Here is a 17,224-nt window from a genome sequence, read left to right on the forward strand (position 1 = left end):
CGGGCGGTGTCACGGTCGACTGAAAGCTACCAGCCCGATGATCATCCCTTCAACCCTTTTGGAGTGTTCGCATGGCGCGGAGTTGAGCGGCGGCATCCAGGAAGGCCGATCCGTAAGGAGTGTCCCGCTGCACGGTGTCCAGTGCGGGAATGGGACCACCCGCGTACACCAACGACGAACTCGCTCCACCGAATCCGTCGAAGTCGAAGGGGATCACCCGCACTGTGACGTTCGGGCGTTCCGACTGACGTAGCAGTTCGTCGAGTTGGGCACGTGCAACCCGCCGGTCCGCGACGCGAGTCCGGAGCACGGACTCGTGCAGGACCGTCTCGTACGGAACCACCGAGGTCGTGGGCGGCTGGTGGAACCGCCAGTTCTCCCCGGAGATCCATCTGATCGGCGCCGACCGCGCACCCGTCGCGAGCACGCTCTACTTCGCCGGCTCCGTGAAGTGGCCGGCCTCCCCCTTCGACCAGCGCGACCTGACCGCCCTCCGCACGAGCGCTCCCCACGTCCCCGGCTTCATCCCGGGCACCACGGGTCTGGCGGGGGTCTCCCTGTCCGGGACGACGGAGCCGCTGAACGACGACGGCGTCCAGCTGGTGTGGGGGCCGCAGGACGTGCTCCGCGCCTGGAGCGCCTGACGTGCGTTCTCCGGTGTACGGCCGCGACGCAGACCCGCGCCGCAGACCCGCGACACGCACAAGCACGCCGGCATGCGCACCCCCGCGATAATCGCCCCATGAACACCCCCCGCACACGGGCGACTACGTGAACAACACCACAGCCCCCCGCCTCCTCCACGACCTCCTGACCATCGGCGCCGCCTACCCCCTGCTCCTGGCCGGCGACCACGCGGTCCGCGCGCACGGCCTGGTCGACCGGCGGGTGCAGGACCTGGAGCTGGCGACCGAATCCGCCGAGCCCATGGAGCGCATCGCGGCCACCGTCCTCGCCGGACTGGCGGAACGCGGCTGGCCCGTGCGCTCCCTGGAGACCGACCCGCTCTCCGCCCGCCTGCTCGTCACCGACCCCGCCACGGGCGAGGAACAGACGGTCGATCTCCTGAAGGAGACCCTCTGGCACCCGCCGGTCGAGACCGGCCTCGGCCCGGCCCTCTCCCTCGAGGACGTCATCGGGACCAGGGTCCGTGCCCTCGCCGATCGCGGTGCCGCCCGCGACCTCGTCGACGTCCACGCCGCCGCGGCCCACTGGAGCCCGACCGAACTGGAGGAACTGGGCCGCCGCCACGCCCACGACGCCTTCGACCTCACCGACCTCCAGTCCCGCCTGGAGGGCATCGAGTGGCTCGACGACCGCGACTTCACCGTCCACGGCCTCGACGAGCAGTCCGTCCAGGCCCTCCGCCAGTGGGCCCAGAGCTGGGCGAACGACATCGCGGAACGCCTCCTCGAAGAGGAGGCGTCGGAGCCGCCGGCCGACGAGTGATCGCACCACGTAGCCGAGGGACCAACCGCCCGTGAACTCACAGGATTCTACGGGCGGTTCGTCTGTGTGACCTCTGTGAAGGTTGGGTTTGTCTGAGACTTCAAGATTCTCAACTGCGGTGACTTCTGTTGCTATTGGGGTCTGGGGGAAGTACAGCTCACCAAATCGACCAATATGGATAAGAGTTGTCACACAACAAAAGACATGACAGGGCATCCGTCAGACTCCTGACGCCCCTTCTGACCGGGGCCCTGGCCCTCGCCGGAACGGTGGCCCCCGCCCACGCTGATACCACCGGCAACCCCGGCTACCGCGCCGGGACCTACGTGGTGAAGCTCGCCGACCAGCCCGTCGCCACCTACCAGGGCGGCGTGGGCGGCCTGAAGCGCACCGCCCCGGCCCCTGGAGACCGGCTCAAGACAGGCACGAGCGCGGTCGGGGCCTACCTACGGCACCTGGACTCCCGCCGCGACGAGGTGCTCGACGAAGTCCCCGGCATCAAGAAGCTCTACGAGTACGACTACGCCTTCAACGGCTTCGCCGCGAAACTCACCGCCCGTCAAGCGGCGGAACTGGCCGCCACCCCCGGCGTGGTCTCGCTGACCCGGGACAAGGCCGACCGCCTTCCCCTGACACCCGGCCGGACCACCACACCCACCGGCATACCGTCAGCGGCCGGAGACGACCGCCGCCCGACAGCCGCAGCGGACCACCGCGGCCCGGCAGCCGCAGTGGACGGCAGCGGACCGGCAGCCGCCGACGGCGAACACTCCCCACAGGGAGCCCCACAGGGGTCACCCGCACCCGACAACGAAAGTCGCACGGGCAGTGCGGGTGGGAACACGAACAAGGCCGAAGGCGAAGCCGCGGCCGCAGCACCCCCACCCGACATCCCCCGCTTCCTCGGCCTGGACGGCAAGAACGGCCTCTGGTCGAAACTCGGCGGCCCAGGGCACGCCGGCGAAGGCGTGATCGTCGGCGTCGTGGACACCGGCATCGACCCGACCAACCCGATGCTCGCCCCGCTCTCCGAACCCCGCCCCGACGCCGACGTCATCGCCAAGAAGTGGCGCGGCACCTGCGACGGGGGCGACGACCCCGCCCACAAGGTCACCTGCAACAACAAGCTGATCGGCGCCCAGTGGTTCCGCGCCGGCGTCCCCGATCCCAGCCCCGAGGACGTCTCGTCCCCCATGGACATGGACAGCCACGGCACGCACACCGCCACGACCGCCGCCGGCAACCACGACACCCCGGCGGAGATACCGGGTCTCGGTCTGCGCGGCAAGGTCAGTGGTGTCGCGCCGGCGGCCCGGGTGGCCGCGTACAAGACCTGCTGGCACGACGGCTGCTGGTACTCGGACACCACGGCGGCGATCGACAAGGCCGTGGCGGACGGCGTGGACGTCATCAGCTACTCCATCGGCGGGACGCTCACCAGTCCGACCTCCAGGGAGGCCATGTTCAACGCCGCGAAGGCCGGCGTATTCGTCTCCGCCGCCGCCGGCAACAGCGGCCCCGACACGGTGGAGAACACCGCGCCGTGGATCACCACCGTCGCCGCGGAGACGCACGACACCGGCTACAGCTCGGCGCTGGTCCTGGGCGACGGCCGCCGCTTCACCAACAACAGGCTGCAGTCCCCGGTTCCCTCGGCCCCGCTGGTCAACTCCGGTGACGTACGCGAGCCGGACGCGGACGCCGCGCAGGCCACGCTGTGCGCGCCGGGCACGCTGGATCCCGGAAAGACGAAGGGGAGGATCGTCGTCTGCGACCGGGGCGGCGACAACCTGTTCATCGAGGACAAGACCAAGGCGGTCACGGACGCGGGCGGCGTGGCGGTGGTCCTGGCCAACACCGCGACCAGTTCCCAGAACTTCTACCCCGACAACTTTGACCTGCCCCTGATCCAGCTGACCCAGGAGGACGCGAAGACGGTCAAGGAGTACGCGGCCGGCTCCGGCGCCACGGGAGAGTTCACCCCCAGCAGCATCACCCAGATCCGCGCTCCGCAGGTCACCTCGTTCTCCTCCGGCGGCCCCGACCGCTACAGCGGCGGCGACATGCTCAAGCCGGACATCGCCGCACCGGGCAGCATGGTCCTCGCGGGCACCGTGCCCGGCGGCGGCGCCGGGTTCCCGGACCGCTTCGGCTTCTGGCAGGGCACCTCGATGGCGACCCCGCACATATCCGGTCTCGCCGCGCTGCTGAAGCAGCTGCACCCCGACTGGTCGCCCATGGAGGTCAAGTCGGCGCTGATGACCACGGCGACGACCACCGACAACGAGGGCGAGCCTATCGGCCGGGAGGATGCCGACTCCGCGACCCCGCTCGACTACGGCGCCGGCTCTCCCCGGGCCACCCTGGCCGCCGACCCCGGCCTGGTCTACGACTCCACGTCCGCGGACTGGACGTCGTACCTCTGCGGCCTGAGACTGCGGCCGACCACCAAGGACGGCGGCGACGCCTGCGCGACCACCCGTCCCATCGACCCCAGCGACCTGAACTACCCGTCGATCGCGGTCGGCGACCTGGCCGGGCGGCAGACGGTGACCCGCACGGTCACCAACGTCGGCAGGGACATCGCCACGTACAAGGCGACGCTCCAGACGCCGCCCGGCTACCAGGCCGAGGTCACCCCGAAGCGCCTGACCGTGCTTCCGGGCGGCTCGGCGACGTACCGGGTCACCTTCACCCGCACCGACGCCGCCTACGGCGCCTGGTCCTCCGGCTCCCTCACCTGGAGCGACGCCCACAGCCACCATCGGGTCACCAGCCCGATCGCGCTGCGCGCCGCCCACGTCGCCGCACCGGTCGAGATCAACGTCAAGGGTGAGCGGTCCACTCAGCTCGCCGTACGGGCGGACTGGAAGGGTGACTTGACCGCGCGGGCGGAGCTGTACAAGGCCGAAAAGATCCACGGCACCCTCACCGGCGAGGACCAGTCGGACTTCCTGGCGGACCCGCACACCGGTGACGCCGCCGCGAAGATCCCGGTCCACGTCCCGGAGGGCGCCCCGTTCACCCGGGTCGCGGTCGACGCGGCGGATCACGTGCCCGGTAGCCAGGTCTTCCTCTACGCCTTCGACAAGGATGGCGTTCCCGTGCTCGCCCAGCCGCAGATCGGCTCGGACGACTACGTCGACCTGCCGCCCGGCGACTACGACGTCTACGTGGTGCAGTACGACATGCCGGAGGGCACCGACAGCCAGCAGTACACGCTGCGCCTGTGGAAGGTGGGCCAGACGACCCCGGCCGTCCGGCCCACCGTCACCCCCGCCACCCAGCCCGTCACCCCGGCCGCCCTGCGCGGACTGACGGTGGCGTGGCCGGATGCGGCGCGAGGTGAGCGGTACGTCGGCATCGTCGAGTACGGCGACGGGTCCCAGGCGGTGGGACTCACCAGGCTGGCCGTCACGCCGTAAGACCCGGCGACAGTCGTGGGCGACCGCCCGTGAACCCCGCAGGGTTCACGGGCGGTTCGCACTTTCCCGTCACGTACGGTTCGCGCTTTCCTGCGCCACCGGCACGGACTCCGACGAGAGCGGAGCGGCAGCCCCCCTCGCCCGGCGGATGAAGGTGACCCCGACCACCGCGAGCAGCGACGCCGCGGACAGCGTGTACAGGCCGCCGTTCGTAGTGCCGGTCGTGTCCTTGAGGTAGCCGAAGAGGGTGGGGGAGACGAAACCGCCCAGGTTTCCGATGGAGTTGACCAGGGCCAGGCCCGGCGCGGCGATCCTCAGGTCGAGGCCGGCCTGGGACATCGGCCAGAACATGCTGGCCGAGCACTTGCTGCCGACCGCGGCGAGCGTGATGGCCGCAAGGCCGAACCAGGGGGAGCCCAGCGTGGCGAGGAACGTGCCCACGGCCGACACGACCAGGGCGATCGCCAGGTACGGGCGGCGGTCCGGGGCGCCGTCGGTGAAGTGGCTCAGCGTGTACATCGCGATCACGGCGCAGATCCACGGTACGGCGGTGAGCAGCCCGACCTGGAAGGACGACAGGCCGCCGATGTCGTCGACCAGGCTGGGGAGCCAGAAGGTGATGGCGTAGCCGGTCAGGGTCATCGCGAAGAAGACGCCGGTCAGCAGGGCGACCTGGGGGTGGAACAGCAGCCGGAGTCGCGAGACCTCGGGCTCTCGGCTGCGGGCCTTCTTGTCGCGGGCGATCGCCGCCCCCAGCGCGTCCTTCTCCTCCCGCGAGAGCCAGCGGGCGTCGTCGATGCGCGAGACCAGGAAGAAGCCGGCGATGAATCCGACGAGGATCGAGATGGCGCCCTCCAGCCCGAACATCCAGCGCCAGCCGGCGATGCCGCCCATGCCGTGCAGTTCCAGCAGCGCGCCCGTGATCGGACCGGTCACGATGTACGCGGTCGCCGAGCCGCCGAGGAAGATCGCGCTCCCCCGGCCCCGGGCGGAGTCGGGCAGCCACTGGGTCAGGTAGAGCATCACGCCAGGGAAGAAACCTGCCTCGGCGACGCCGAGAAGGAAGCGAAGGCCGTAGAACATCCACACGTTGTGGATGAAGCACATCGCCACGACCACCAGACCCCAGGTGATCATGATGCGGGTCAGCCACACCCGGGCGCCGAAGCGCTCCAGCATCATGTTGCTCGGGATCTCGAACAGGGCGTATCCGATGAAGAACAGGCCCGCCCCGAGCCCGTAGGCGGTGGCGCTGACGCCGACGTCGGCCCGCAGCTCGTCCTGGATGAAGCCGACGTTCGTCCGGTCCATCTGGTTGACCAGCAACATCAGGACCAGCAGCGGCATCATGCGGCGCAGGAACTTGCCGACGGCGCGACGCTCGGCGTCGGGCACCTCGGCGTCGGGCATCACGGCTTCCGACATCGTTGTCTCCCCTCAGTGGACACATACGTGAACAGCAATCACGTACGCGGGCACCTGGGCACGCTACGGAGGGGTTGCTTCCGGGTCAATGGGTTGAGCAGATGTCCATACATGTGAACGGGGCGGGCGTGAACGCGCACGCCCGCCCCACACACCGACTACGTCCGTCAGCTCCCCTGCCCCGTATGCGTCGCCTCCGGATCCACGCCGACCGTGAGGGTGGCGAGGACGCCCTTGGCGATGTCGTTCTTCTTGTACTTCAGCTTGAGCAGACCGCCCTGGGTGCCGCTCTGGTCGTAGATCGTGTCCTCGGTGAGCGTGGTGCGCTCCGTCGTCGACGTCGAGTACGGCTCCACCTCGGCGGACGCGAGAACGGACTCCTCGTCGAAGAAGAACTGGCCGGTGTGGCAGGTGTTGCCTCCCTCGTAGCCGGCGTCGGTCCACTCGCCGCTGACATGCACCTTGGTGTGGATGTGGACGCAACGGCCCCGGTACCAGCCGGGGAAGATCGTCTTGAAGGTGACGACGCCCTTCTTGTCCGTCTTCCAGGTGCCTCGGAGGTAGCGCGTGTCGTCGGTGGGCTCCTCATGCACGCCCCCGCCACCGCCACCCGGGGCGCCGGTGGGTTCCCCAGACGGCGGCTCACCCGTCGGCGTACCCGAGGGAGCGTCCGTCGGGGTGTCCGTCGGGGCGCCGCCACCGCCGCTGCTCATGGACTCGTAGCCCGAGTAAATGCCCAGCGCGTCGCAGTGCCAGATGTCGACGGCCGCGTTCCGGATCGGCTCGCAGGTCTCGGAGTCGATCACCTTGAGGGTGAGGGTGAGCGGGATGCCCTCCTTGTCCTCGGTGATGTCCTGGCGGATCTTGTCGGCGTCGATGTAGTAGGGGCCTTCGGTGGTTTCCGAGGTGAGCTTGTAGCAGACCTCGGCGGAACTCGAGGAGCTGGAGGGGCTCGCGGCGCTCGCGGCGCTCGCGGTCTTGCTCGTCTCGCCCGCGCTCGCGGTCGCGGCGATGGCGCCGCCCACTCCCACCGCGGCCACCGCGCCGGCTCCCGCCACGACGACCTTACGGCGTGTCAGATCCCGCTTGTGTTTGGGCCCTTGGGCCTTCTCGTTTCCCGTCATGGGGCAGGACGCTAGGAACGGCGCCTGTCAGGAACATGGGTAAGAGTTAGGTGAGAGCCCTGCATACGCGAATGGCTCGGAACCGACGTCGGTTCCGAGCCATTCGCAGACGTACTGGTGGACGTACCGGTGTGCCCTACTTCGGCTGCGGCTTGCGCACCGACAGGTGCAGCTCCCTCAGCCGCGCCTCTTCCAGCTCCGTCGGCGCGCCCATCATCAGGTCCTGGGCGTTGCCGTTGAGCGGGAAGGCGATCGTCTCGCGGATGTTCGGCTCGTCGGCCAGCAGCATCACGATGCGGTCGACGCCGGGCGCGATGCCACCGTGCGGCGGGGCGCCGAAGCGGAACGCACGCAGCATGCCGGCGAACTCGCGCTCGACGGTCTCGTTGTCGTAGCCCGCGATGTTGAAGGCCTTGAGCATGATGTCCGGCTCATGGTTCCGGATCGCGCCGGAGGACAGCTCGACGCCGTTGCAGACGATGTCGTACTGCCAGGCCAGGATGTCCAGCGGGTCCTGGTTCTCCAGGGCGTCCATGCCGCCCTGGGGCATCGAGAACGGGTTGTGCGAGAAGTCGATCTTCCCGGTCTCCTCGTCCTTCTCGAACATCGGGAAGTCGACGATCCAGCAGAACCGGAAGACGTTCTCCTCGAAGTGCCCGGCCCTGCGAGCGGCTTCGACCCGCACCGCGCCCATGATCTTCGAGACCTCGTCGAACTCGCCCGCGCCGAAGAACACGGCGTGACCGGCCTCCAGACCGAGGCGCTCGGTGAGGACCTTGACGTTCTCCTCGGTGAGGAACTTCGCGATCGGGCCGGACAGCGAACCGTCCTCGGCGACCCGCACCCAGGCCAGACCCTTGGCGCCCTGCGAGACCGCGTAGTCCCCGAGCTGGTCGAAGAACTTCCGGGGCTGGTCCTGCACGGCCGGCACCGCCAGCGCGCGTACGTGCTTACCGGCGAACGCCTTGAACTCCGAGCCCTCGAACACGTCGGTGATGTCGACGAGCTCCAGCTGGGCGCGCAGGTCCGGCTTGTCGGAGCCGTACTTCAGCATCGCCTCGCGGAAGGGGATGCGGGGGAACGGGGAGGTGACGTGGCGGCCGCGCCCGAACTCCTCGAACAGCTCGGTCATCAGCTGCTCGATCGGCTGGAACACGTCCTCCTGCTCGACGAAGCTCATCTCGACGTCGAGCTGGTAGAACTCGCCCGGCGAACGGTCCGCGCGGGCGTCCTCGTCGCGGAAGCAGGGCGCGATCTGGAAGTAGCGGTCGAAGCCGGAGATCATCAGCAGCTGCTTGAACTGCTGCGGGGCCTGCGGGAGGGCGTAGAACTTGCCCGGGTGCAGACGCGAGGGGACCACGAAGTCGCGGGCGCCCTCGGGGGAGGTGGCGGTGAGGATCGGCGTGGCCATCTCGTTGAAGCCCAGCGCGGCCATCTTGTGCCGGATGGCCGAGATGACGGCCGTACGCAGCATGATGTTGCGGTGCATGCGCTCGCGGCGCAGGTCCAGGAAGCGGTACTCCAGGCGCCGCTCCTCGTTGACCCCGTCCTCGGTGTTGATCGTGAAGGGCAGCGGCTGGGCGGCGCCGAGCAGCTCGACCTCGCCGACCTCGACCTCGACCTCGCCGGTGGGCAGGTCGGGGTTGACGTTCTCGGTGCCTCGGGAGACGACCTTGCCGTCGACGCGGACCGTGGACTCCTTGGTCAGCTTGTCGAGGGCCTCGTACGCCGGGGTGCCGGGGCGGGCCACGAGCTGCGTGATGCCGTAGTGGTCGCGCAGATCGATGAAGAGGATGCCGCCCAGGTCGCGCCGATTGTGCAGCCAGCCGCTCAGCCGGACGTCGGTGCCGACGTCAGAGGCGCGGAGCTCGCCGCAGGTGTGGGACCTGTACCGATGCATCGTCGTTTCATCCAGTCTTCGCGGATCGGGGGCTCGTTTCTCGTGAAGGTTCGTTTCACGTGAAACTCCCCCAAGCGTACCGGGCACCCCAAGATCGGCTCCCCACCATTACGGGCCGCGACATCACGGGCCGCGACCGTGAGAGTCCCGGGAGAGTTCCGGGAGAGTTCCGGGAGAGTGCCATGGCCATGAACAGTGGCACTCTCCGACCGCCTCTTCTTAAGGTGGGGCAATGCGCACTGGTGAGCCCCTGCCCGCCGTGGGGCAGGTCCTCGCCGCCCTCGCGACCGGCCTGTGGCGTTGGGACAACACCGCGGGCCTCGTCATGCTGGACGCCGAGGCCGCGCGGCTGGTCGGGCTGCCCGCCGAGCCGGTCACCCTCACAGAGGCCGGGATCCGCTCCCGCTTCCACCCCGTCGACTGGAACGAGATCGACGGCATCGTGCAGCTCGCCGCCGCCGAGGGCACCCTCGCCGAGGCCCGGCTGCGGATCATGGACGAGCAGGGCCGCGTGATCCGTTCGGTCCGCAGCCGCTCCAAGCCGGTCATGGACCCGGCCACCGGGGAGTACGAGCTGATCGGCACCCTCCAGGAGATCACCGAGCCCCCGCCGGGCGCGGCCGCGCGCACCCCGGTCACCGGCGACTGGCGCCGCTCCCGCGAGGCGTTCCTGCTGGACGCGGGCCGCGCCCTGGCCGAGGCCCGGTCGACGGCCGAGGTCCTGCGGGTGGCGGCCGGCCTCGCCATGCCCGGCTTCTCCCCGGACGGCCTGGCCGTCTTCGGCGTCGAGGGCGACCGCCTGACGATCATCGGCAATCACGGACATCAGCCCGGCGACGAGAACCCCTTCTCCCACATGTCGCTGTCCACGGACTACCCGGCCGCCGAGGTCGTCCGCACCGGCCGCGCGGTCTACCTCTCCTCCCCCGAGGACTACAAGTCCCGCTACCCGGTCACCTGGCCGCTCGCCCAGCACTTCGGCCGCCAGTCCTGGGCGTTTCTGCCGCTGACGGTTGCCGGCCGCACGATGGGCGCCTGGATGGCGGCCTTCACCTACCCGGTGGCGTTCACGCCGGACGAGCGGTCGGTCCTGACGACGGTGGCGCGGATGCTCGCGCAGGCGCTGTCCCGGGCGGGGATCACCGAGTCGGAGCGGGAACTGACGGACGGCCTGCAGCGCAGCATGCTCCCCACGCTGGGCCCTCGGATTCCCGGCATGAGCGTGGCGGCCCGCTACGTCCCCACCGGCGGCGGCCTCCAGGTCGGCGGCGACTGGTACGACATGATCCCGCTGCCTGGGGGCACCTCCCGGACGGAATCCGGGGGAGGTCGCTTCGCCCTGGTCATGGGCGACGTGCAGGGCCACGACGTCAGGGCGGCGGGCCTGATGGGCCAGCTCCGCATCGCACTGCGCGCCTACGCCTCGGAGGGCCACCGCCCCGACGCGGTGCTCTCCCGCGCGTCCCGCTTCCTGCACGGCATGACATACGGCGACGAGGACCCCTCGGATCTCCGCTTCGCGACCTGCCTGTACGTGGAGGTCGACCCCACGACCGGCGTCCTGGACGTCGCCCGCGCCGGGCACCCCGACCCGGCGATCCGCATGGGGGACGGCACGGTCCTCACCCGCCCCACGGCCGGCGGCCTGCCCCTCGGCATCGACCCGGACGCCGACTACCCCACCACCCGGATCACCCTCGAACCCGGCGAGACCCTGCTGCTGTGCACCGACGGCCTGATCGAGACCGGCGGCCACGACATGGAGACCGGCTGGAAACGGATCCGCGCGATCCTCGAGAGCCACGAGGGCGACCTGGAGGAACTCGCCGACGCCCTGGTCCAGGCGGTGCACGGCCCGTCCTCCCACCACACCACCGGCCCCCTGGCCGACCGCCGCGAGGACGACATAGCCGTCCTGCTCCTGTGCCGGGAGGGCGAGGGCTGCGGCTGCGGCGACTCGATCGCCGTACGGCCCCGGATCCGCCGCACGATGCTGTCGGTGGCCCAGGCGGAACCGGAACTCGTGGCGGTGGCCCGCCAGCACCTGAGGGAGCTGCTCCACGACTGGACCTCGCCGGACCAGGTCGACTCGGCGGTCCTGCTGCTCTCCGAAATGCTGACCAACGTCCTGGTCCACACGGACGCCGACGCACTGCTGCTGGCCGAGGTGAGGGGCGAGCCGGGCGCGCGCCGGATGCGGGTCGAGGTGACGGACACCAGCGACGACCTCCCGCACAGGCGCAGACCCGGCGAGCTGGCCTCGTCGGGCCGCGGGCTGATGCTGATCGAGCTGCTGGCGGAGGTGTGGGGGGTGGATCCGCGGGGCGAGGGGAAGAGCATCTGGTTCGAGCTCTATGAGTCCTCTGCCGACGAGTCCTTTGCCGACGAGTCCTCTGCCGACGAGTCCACGGCGGATGCGGAATAGCGCGTACGCAACTCGTGTACGACCCCGAATACGGCGGCGGTGAGCGGCACGGCGAGCAGCATCCCGAGAACGCCGGCGACGGAGGCCCCCGCGGTGATGGCCACCATGACGACGGCGGGATGCATCTGCACGGTCCGGCTCTGGATCATGGGCTGCAGGACATGCCCCTCCAGGACCTGCACGGCGAGCACGATACCGAGCGCCCACAGCGCGATCACGAACCCCCGATCGGCCAGCGCCACGAGCACGGCGACCGCACCGGAGAGGAAGGCGCCGAGGTAGGGGATATAAGCCCCCACGAAGACGAGCGCTCCCAACCCCACGGCCCCCGGCACATCAAGAACCAGCAGCCCGACGGTGATGCACAGGGCATCGATGAGCGCGATGAGGGTGGTCCCGCGCATGAACCCCTCGACGGCCTGGTAGGCCCGCCGGGCCATGGCTTCCAGGAGGTCGCCCCTGTGATGCGGAGAGAGGGCCCGCAAGGTATCGGCGGCTTTGTCGGAGTCCCGCAGAAAGAAGAAGACGAGGAGCAGGGCGAGTACGGCCATGGCGATGGTCTCGCCGACGACGCTGACGCCACTGATGACCCCGGACGCGGCCGTCCCCCCGAACTTGGTCAGCAGCTCCTTCGCGTTGGAAGCGAGGTCGTCGAGCGAGGTCCCGGCGGCCCCGAAGTGGTCACTGAGCCCCTGCGCCGCGTCCTTGAGCGAGGCGACGATCTCGTCCCCGGTGTCGATGAGCGCGGCGACGACGATATACACGGCCCCACCGACGACACCCAGCACGGCGACACAGGTGACCCCGGCGGCGACGGACCGATTGACCTTGGCCTTGACGAGTCGCCGGTGGAAGGGCCCGAGCAGGGCGGTCCCGAGCAGCGCGAGCAGTACGGGCACGACGGCCGTCCGGAACTCCACGGCCAACCGGATCCCGACGTAGACGACGCCGGCTACGAGCAGGAGTACGGCACACCAGGCGGCGAAGCGGCGGACGGGGTCCGGAAGTAGAGACGGTTGCGGTGCCTGCACGTTCCCATCTGGCCATACGTCAGCTGGGGGCGTCGCGCTGAGGGGGCCGAACGCCGTATGCGGGGAAGGCGGGGGGGGGTTGCAGCTGAGCGTCCCCAGCAGAATCGATGCCTCTATCCACTATCGGGTGAACATCCTTGCTATGGACGTGAGCCGCATCCATGCGTGCCTAGCTTCCGAGGCGGAGGTGAGCTCGATGAGCGAGCAGAACAACACACCGCCGGACCAGTCGGCGGCACAGCGGCAGGACGCGATCGACATCAACGACTTCGTGTTCGCGGCCACGGGGGCGCGAGTGCGGAGGCTGACGTTGCCGGACGGGACTCACTGGTTTCCGGCCGTGGATGTTGCAATGGCCTTGGCTACACCAACACAAGAGACGCGTTGCGCCATGGGGTCGCACAAGAACACACAACATCCCTTGGCGATCTTGCACGAACCGTCGACAGGATCGACGGTTCGCGCAAGATTGCAGCTCACGGGCTCAAGAAACACATGAGGATGGTGAATGCGGCTCGAAGTGAGGAACATCCAGGCCGACGAGATGATGGCGGCCTTCCAGAGGGAGCAAACCGATCTCCTACGAGACATCAGCCAGAGCCAGAGCACAATCGCCCGCAGCCAGAGCGCGATCGCTCGCAGCCAAACCCTGATCGCAGACGCCCTACAGGACATCGCCCAGTCCCTCAGGTTCCGTCACTCGGAACCGAAGCTGACGCCCCAACAGCTCCTCGCCACCTGGAAGGCGAAGAACCTCGTCTTCACCGAGGACATCCATGCGGTAGCCGCCTACCTGGCGCCTGCGCTCGTTCGGGGCGAGGCCACTTACCGCCTGGAAGAGATCGCCACGCGTACGGGGCTCACCGTCGCCCGCGTCCACGACTGCCTCCGCACCCTGCTCAAGCGCGGCTGCATGCGGCAGACGGGCTGCGCTGCGGACGGAGCGCCCATCTACGTGCTGCCGTAGCAGCGTCCTGACAAGAGAGGCCCGAAGCCGCAAAACGAGGTTGCGGCTTCGGGCCTCGTCGTACCGTACCCGAGATCTACAGCCCACCGAGGGCGTTACTCGACATGTGCCTGAACCGGCATCACCAACGTTGTGAAACTTCCCTGGTCGGCCGAGCGGACCGCCACCGGCTGCACCGGCGACGAGGTCAAGCACGGACGTCAAGCCGGAAGATCCCCGCTCGAAGCGCGAACTGCGCGAACTACATGCCGCCCTCAGACATCCCGTGCACCGCCGGGATCGTCCCCAGTCGGCCCTTCTGGAAGTCCTCGAACGCCTGCTCCAATTCTGCCCGCGTGTTCATCACGAAGGGACCGTAGTGCGCCATCGGCTCCCGGATCGGCTGACCGCCCAGCAGGACGACCTCCAGATCCGGCGCGTTGGAGTCCTGCTTCTCATCGGCGCGGACGGTCAGCGAGGAGCCCGCTCCGAATACGGCCGTCTGACCGAGGTGGATCGGCCGGCGCTCCGCGCCCACCGCGCCACGTCCCGCCAGCACGTAGGCGAGCCCGTTGAAGTCCTCGCGCCACGGCAGCGTGATTTCCGCGCCCGGCGCCAGTGTCGCGTGAACCATCGTGATGGGCGTGTGCGTGATCCCCGGTCCCTGGTGGCCGTCCAGCTCACCGGCGATCACCCGGAGCAGCGCGCCGCCGTCCGGCGAGGTGAGGAGCTGAACCTGACCGCCTCGGATGTCCTGATAGCGCGGCGGCATCATCTTGTCCCTGGCAGGCAGGTTGACCCAGAGCTGGAGCCCGTGGAACAGGCCTCCGGACATGACGAGGGACTCCGGCGGCGCCTCGATGTGGAGCAGGCCCGCGCCTGCCGTCATCCACTGGGTGTCGCCGTTGGTGATGGTGCCGCCACCGCCGTTGGAGTCCTGGTGGTCGAAGATGCCGTCGATGATGTAGGTGACGGTCTCGAAGCCGCGGTGCGGGTGCCACGGGGTCCCTTTCGGCTCCCCGGGCGCGTAATCCACCTCGCCCATCTGGTCCATCATGATGAACGGATCCAGATGGCGGTAGTTGATCCCGGCGAACGCACGGCGCACCGGGAAGCCCTCGCCCTCGAAACCGCTGGGCGCGGTCGTGACGGCGAGTACGGGACGTGCCACGGCATCGGCGGATGCGGCGACGCGCGGCAGCGTCAGCGGGTTCTCGACGGTCACTGCAGGCATGTCGGTACCTCCTTGTGCTCCGAGTTTAGTTGAGCGTTGAACTTTCTGCCACCCCTAACCGGGAAGGCCAACAGGGCATTCCCGCCGGAGAACGGGCCGGCGGACGCGGACAACGCCGGAGGCCGGTGCCCCGCGCAGGGCACCGGCCTCCCGGACCACTCAACCAGGGTCAGGCGACCAACTCCGCCTCCTTCGCCGAGTCCGAGTCCGAGTCCGCTCCCGGCGCCTCCCCGGCCTCCGCCTCCGACGGCTTCCCGTCCCGCATCACCAGCGTCGCCAGCACCGCCGCCGCCGGCACACCGATCGCGCTCACCGTGAAGGTCGTCGACATGGACCTCATGTCCTTCTCCGAGCGCCTGGCCGCCCTGTTCACGGCAGCCGGATTCCCCGAGCCGTCCGGCGCGATCGACACGGTCCTGTCGTACGTGATCGGCATGAGCACCACGGAGGCCGCCTGGCTCACCACGGTCGCCCGCTCCGGCGAGACCGAGGCGGAGTTCATCGCCCGCCTCGCGCCCGCCGCCCAGCAGGCCGCCGCCGACTACGAGCACCTCGCCGGCCCGCACGACGTCCTCACCGCCGCGACCACGGACCCCGTGGCCCAGAGACACCAAATTCGCCTACGGCCTGGAGGTCGTCCTCGACGGACTGGCCCTGCGGCTCCCCAACTGACCCAGCTGACCCAACTGAAGAGAATCAGCCATACATCCGGCGCATCGCGAACTCGACCATCTGCTCCACGGCCTTCGAGTCGAAGACCATCCGGTGCTCGCCCTCCATGTCGAGGACGAAGCCGTACCCGGTCGGGAGCAGGTCGATCACCTCGGCGCCGGTGATCACGAAGTACTTGGACTCCTTGCCCGCGTACCTGCGCAGCTCTTTCAGCGACGTGAACATCGGGATCACCGGCTGCTGGGTGTTGTGCAGGGCGAGGAAGCCCGGGTTGTCACCGCGCGGGCAGTAGACCTTCGAGGTCGCGAAGACCTGCTGGAAGTCCTCGGCGGCCATCTGCCCGGTGGTGAAGGCCCGCACCGCGTCCGCGAGCGAGGGCGGGGACGGCTCGGGGTAGAGCGGCGGCTGCTGGCCGTAGCCGCCGGACATGGGCTGCTGCGGCGGGGCGTACTGCTGCTGCGCGCCGCCGCCCACGTTCTGGTCGTAGCCGTACATGAGCGTAAGCGTACCGAGAGGACCGGGGCGGCCGAGGCGGTATGGGCGCGCGCACGTTCCACAGCGAGTTGACAGCTGCGGGCCCTGGTTTCGCACAGCTGGTAGCCATAGCGTCCGACGTATCAAGAGCGCACCACGGAACGGCAAAGCGTGAGCAATCACCGGCAAGGGGACACGGCCATGAGCGGACACCACCACGGCGACGACGTCCACGAGCACGACAGAGGTCTCTCCTACGACCTCCCCGTCCTCGCCCGCCGCCGGATGATCCGGTTGCTCGCGGGGGCGAGCCTGGTGCCGCTGGTGGGGTGCTCCGCCGAGGACGACACCTCTGCCGGCGGCGACTCGTCGAGCCCGGCTTCCTCGGGCTCCTCGGGCTCCTCGTCGTCCTCGTCCTCTTCTTCCTCCTCCTCGTCCTCCTCGTCCGCCGAGTGCGCGACGATCCCGGACGAGACGGCCGGCCCCTTCCCCGGCGACGGCTCGAACGGCGTGAACGTCCTGAAGGAGAGCGGTGTCGTCCGCAGCGACATCAGGAAGAGCTTCGGCGACTCCGCTGGCGGCACCGCCGAGGGCGTGCCCCTGACCGTCACGCTCACGGTCGTGGACGCCGCCTCCGGCTGCGGGACCCCGAAGAAGGGCGCCGCCGTGTACATCTGGCACTGCGACCGGGAGGGCAACTACTCCCTGTACTCCGAGGGCGTCACGGAGGAGAACTACCTGCGGGGCGTCCAGGAGACGGACGACAAGGGCCAGGTCACCTTCACGAGCATCTTCCCCGGCTGCTACGCCGGTCGCTGGCCGCACATCCACTTCGAGGTCTACGGCAGCCTGGAGGACGCCACGGCGGCCACCTCCATCACGAACACCTCCCAGCTCGCGCTGCCGAAGGACGTCTGCGACACGGTGTACGCGACGGACGGCTACAGCGAGAGCGTCAGCAACATGGGCCAGCTGTCCCTGGAGTCGGACAACATCTTCAGCGACGGCTACGAGCAGCAGCTCGCGGCGATGTCGGGCAGCGTCGGCAAGGGCTACACGGCGACGCTCACGGTGCCTGTCTGAGGCGACGCTCACGTGCCGGTCTAACGCGTCACACCT

At 69.3% G+C, this 17,224-nt stretch carries 14 protein-coding genes and 1 pseudogene; 7 read left to right on the top strand and 8 right to left on the bottom strand.

Going from position 1 to position 17,224, the window contains the following annotated elements; all coding sequences use genetic code 11:
* Window positions 1-61: 61 nt before the first annotated feature.
* Window positions 62-337, bottom strand: a pseudogene (locus CLM62_RS51745) (Scr1 family TA system antitoxin-like transcriptional regulator); the annotation flags it as partial.
* Between the two features lie 13 nt (window positions 338-350).
* On the opposite strand from CLM62_RS51745, the gene CLM62_RS22270 reads away from it, so the two are divergent.
* The 3 genes from CLM62_RS22270 to CLM62_RS52725 all read left to right on the top strand — a co-directional run bounded on the left by CLM62_RS22270 (window position 351) and on the right by CLM62_RS52725 (window position 4,874).
* Window positions 351-644 carry a hypothetical protein gene (locus tag CLM62_RS22270; RefSeq protein WP_095751617.1) on the top strand — a complete coding sequence of 98 codons (294 nt, stop codon included), beginning with the start codon at window positions 351-353 and terminating at the stop codon, window positions 642-644.
* A 127-nt stretch (window positions 645-771) separates the two neighbouring features.
* Complete coding sequence (locus CLM62_RS22275) at window positions 772-1,449, top strand: nucleotidyl transferase AbiEii/AbiGii toxin family protein (RefSeq protein WP_095751618.1); 678 nt, start codon at window positions 772-774, stop codon at window positions 1,447-1,449.
* Between the two features lie 269 nt (window positions 1,450-1,718).
* Window positions 1,719-4,874, top strand: a complete 3,156-nt coding sequence (locus CLM62_RS52725) for a S8 family peptidase (RefSeq protein WP_306457927.1) — start codon at window positions 1,719-1,721, stop codon at window positions 4,872-4,874.
* A gap of 69 nt (window positions 4,875-4,943) precedes the next feature.
* Here the strand turns inward: CLM62_RS52725 and CLM62_RS22285 are convergent, their stop codons facing one another.
* From CLM62_RS22285 to aspS, 3 genes are all read right to left on the bottom strand, one after another.
* Window positions 4,944-6,299 carry an MFS transporter gene (locus CLM62_RS22285; RefSeq protein WP_095751620.1) on the bottom strand — a complete coding sequence of 452 codons (1,356 nt, stop codon included), beginning with the start codon at window positions 6,297-6,299 and terminating at the stop codon, window positions 4,944-4,946.
* Between the two features lie 167 nt (window positions 6,300-6,466).
* A complete protein-coding gene (locus tag CLM62_RS22290; RefSeq protein ID WP_095751621.1) occupies window positions 6,467-7,423 on the bottom strand; it encodes an intradiol ring-cleavage dioxygenase in 957 nt (318 codons plus the stop codon).
* 136 nt (window positions 7,424-7,559) lie between these two features.
* Window positions 7,560-9,323 (bottom strand): aspartate--tRNA ligase, encoded by a 1,764-nt coding sequence (aspS, locus tag CLM62_RS22295; RefSeq protein ID WP_095751622.1) that lies wholly within the window; start codon window positions 9,321-9,323, stop codon window positions 7,560-7,562.
* A gap of 232 nt (window positions 9,324-9,555) precedes the next feature.
* On the opposite strand from aspS, the gene CLM62_RS22300 reads away from it, so the two are divergent.
* Window positions 9,556-11,748, top strand: a complete 2,193-nt coding sequence (locus CLM62_RS22300; RefSeq protein ID WP_095751623.1) for a SpoIIE family protein phosphatase — start codon at window positions 9,556-9,558, stop codon at window positions 11,746-11,748.
* On the opposite strand, the gene CLM62_RS22305 is transcribed toward CLM62_RS22300, so the two are convergent.
* Window positions 11,676-12,779 carry an AI-2E family transporter gene (locus tag CLM62_RS22305; RefSeq protein ID WP_095751624.1) on the bottom strand — a complete coding sequence of 368 codons (1,104 nt, stop codon included), beginning with the start codon at window positions 12,777-12,779 and terminating at the stop codon, window positions 11,676-11,678. The genes CLM62_RS22300 and CLM62_RS22305 overlap by 73 nt on opposite strands.
* Before the next feature lie 196 nt (window positions 12,780-12,975).
* On the opposite strand from CLM62_RS22305, the gene CLM62_RS51765 reads away from it, so the two are divergent.
* Both CLM62_RS51765 and CLM62_RS50175 read left to right on the top strand, forming a co-directional pair.
* Entirely contained in the window at window positions 12,976-13,278 is a 303-nt protein-coding gene (locus CLM62_RS51765) for a hypothetical protein (RefSeq protein ID WP_257003996.1), read from the top strand.
* Window positions 13,279-13,287: 9 nt separating this feature from the next.
* A complete protein-coding gene (locus CLM62_RS50175; RefSeq protein ID WP_179382185.1) occupies window positions 13,288-13,746 on the top strand; it encodes a helix-turn-helix domain-containing protein in 459 nt (152 codons plus the stop codon).
* A gap of 241 nt (window positions 13,747-13,987) precedes the next feature.
* Here CLM62_RS50175 and CLM62_RS22320 read toward each other — a convergent pair whose 3' ends face one another.
* The 3 genes from CLM62_RS22320 to CLM62_RS22330 all read right to left on the bottom strand — a co-directional run bounded on the left by CLM62_RS22320 (window position 13,988) and on the right by CLM62_RS22330 (window position 16,126).
* Window positions 13,988-14,959 carry a pirin family protein gene (locus CLM62_RS22320; RefSeq protein ID WP_095751625.1) on the bottom strand — a complete coding sequence of 324 codons (972 nt, stop codon included), beginning with the start codon at window positions 14,957-14,959 and terminating at the stop codon, window positions 13,988-13,990.
* A gap of 169 nt (window positions 14,960-15,128) precedes the next feature.
* Complete coding sequence (locus CLM62_RS50180) at window positions 15,129-15,461, bottom strand: hypothetical protein (RefSeq protein WP_179382159.1); 333 nt, start codon at window positions 15,459-15,461, stop codon at window positions 15,129-15,131.
* Between the two features lie 194 nt (window positions 15,462-15,655).
* The gene (locus CLM62_RS22330; RefSeq protein ID WP_095751626.1) at window positions 15,656-16,126 is read right to left on the bottom strand and encodes an SseB family protein; all 471 of its coding nucleotides are present in this window, start codon (window positions 16,124-16,126) and stop codon (window positions 15,656-15,658) included.
* A 180-nt stretch (window positions 16,127-16,306) separates the two neighbouring features.
* Here CLM62_RS22330 and CLM62_RS22335 point away from each other — a divergent pair, with 180 nt between their 5' ends.
* On the top strand, window positions 16,307-17,188 hold the full coding sequence (locus tag CLM62_RS22335) for an intradiol ring-cleavage dioxygenase (protein ID WP_095751627.1): 882 nt from the start codon (window positions 16,307-16,309) through the stop codon (window positions 17,186-17,188).
* The last annotated feature ends 36 nt before the right edge of the window (window positions 17,189-17,224 follow it).

It is taken from the genome of Streptomyces sp. SA15 (genome assembly GCF_002291145.1).
Classification (GTDB): Bacteria; Actinomycetota; Actinomycetes; order Streptomycetales; family Streptomycetaceae; genus Streptomyces.

What these genes read in the sequence shown, in the direction of transcription:
- CLM62_RS22285 (WP_095751620.1), bottom strand. Translation starts at nt 6,299, where the DNA reads ATGTCGGAAGCCGTGATGCCCGACGCCGAGGTGCCCGACGCCGAGCGT.
- CLM62_RS22290 (WP_095751621.1), bottom strand. Translation starts at nt 7,423, where the DNA reads ATGACGGGAAACGAGAAGGCCCAAGGGCCCAAACACAAGCGGGATCTG.
- aspS (WP_095751622.1), bottom strand. Translation starts at nt 9,323, where the DNA reads ATGCATCGGTACAGGTCCCACACCTGCGGCGAGCTCCGCGCCTCTGAC.
- CLM62_RS22300 (WP_095751623.1), top strand. Translation starts at nt 9,556, where the DNA reads ATGCGCACTGGTGAGCCCCTGCCCGCCGTGGGGCAGGTCCTCGCCGCC.
- CLM62_RS51765 (WP_257003996.1), top strand. Translation starts at nt 12,976, where the DNA reads ATGAGCGAGCAGAACAACACACCGCCGGACCAGTCGGCGGCACAGCGG.
- CLM62_RS50175 (WP_179382185.1), top strand. Translation starts at nt 13,288, where the DNA reads ATGCGGCTCGAAGTGAGGAACATCCAGGCCGACGAGATGATGGCGGCC.
- CLM62_RS22320 (WP_095751625.1), bottom strand. Translation starts at nt 14,959, where the DNA reads ATGCCTGCAGTGACCGTCGAGAACCCGCTGACGCTGCCGCGCGTCGCC.
- CLM62_RS50180 (WP_179382159.1), bottom strand. Translation starts at nt 15,461, where the DNA reads ATGAACTCCGCCTCGGTCTCGCCGGAGCGGGCGACCGTGGTGAGCCAG.
- CLM62_RS22330 (WP_095751626.1), bottom strand. Translation starts at nt 16,126, where the DNA reads ATGTACGGCTACGACCAGAACGTGGGCGGCGGCGCGCAGCAGCAGTAC.
- CLM62_RS22335 (WP_095751627.1), top strand. Translation starts at nt 16,307, where the DNA reads ATGAGCGGACACCACCACGGCGACGACGTCCACGAGCACGACAGAGGT.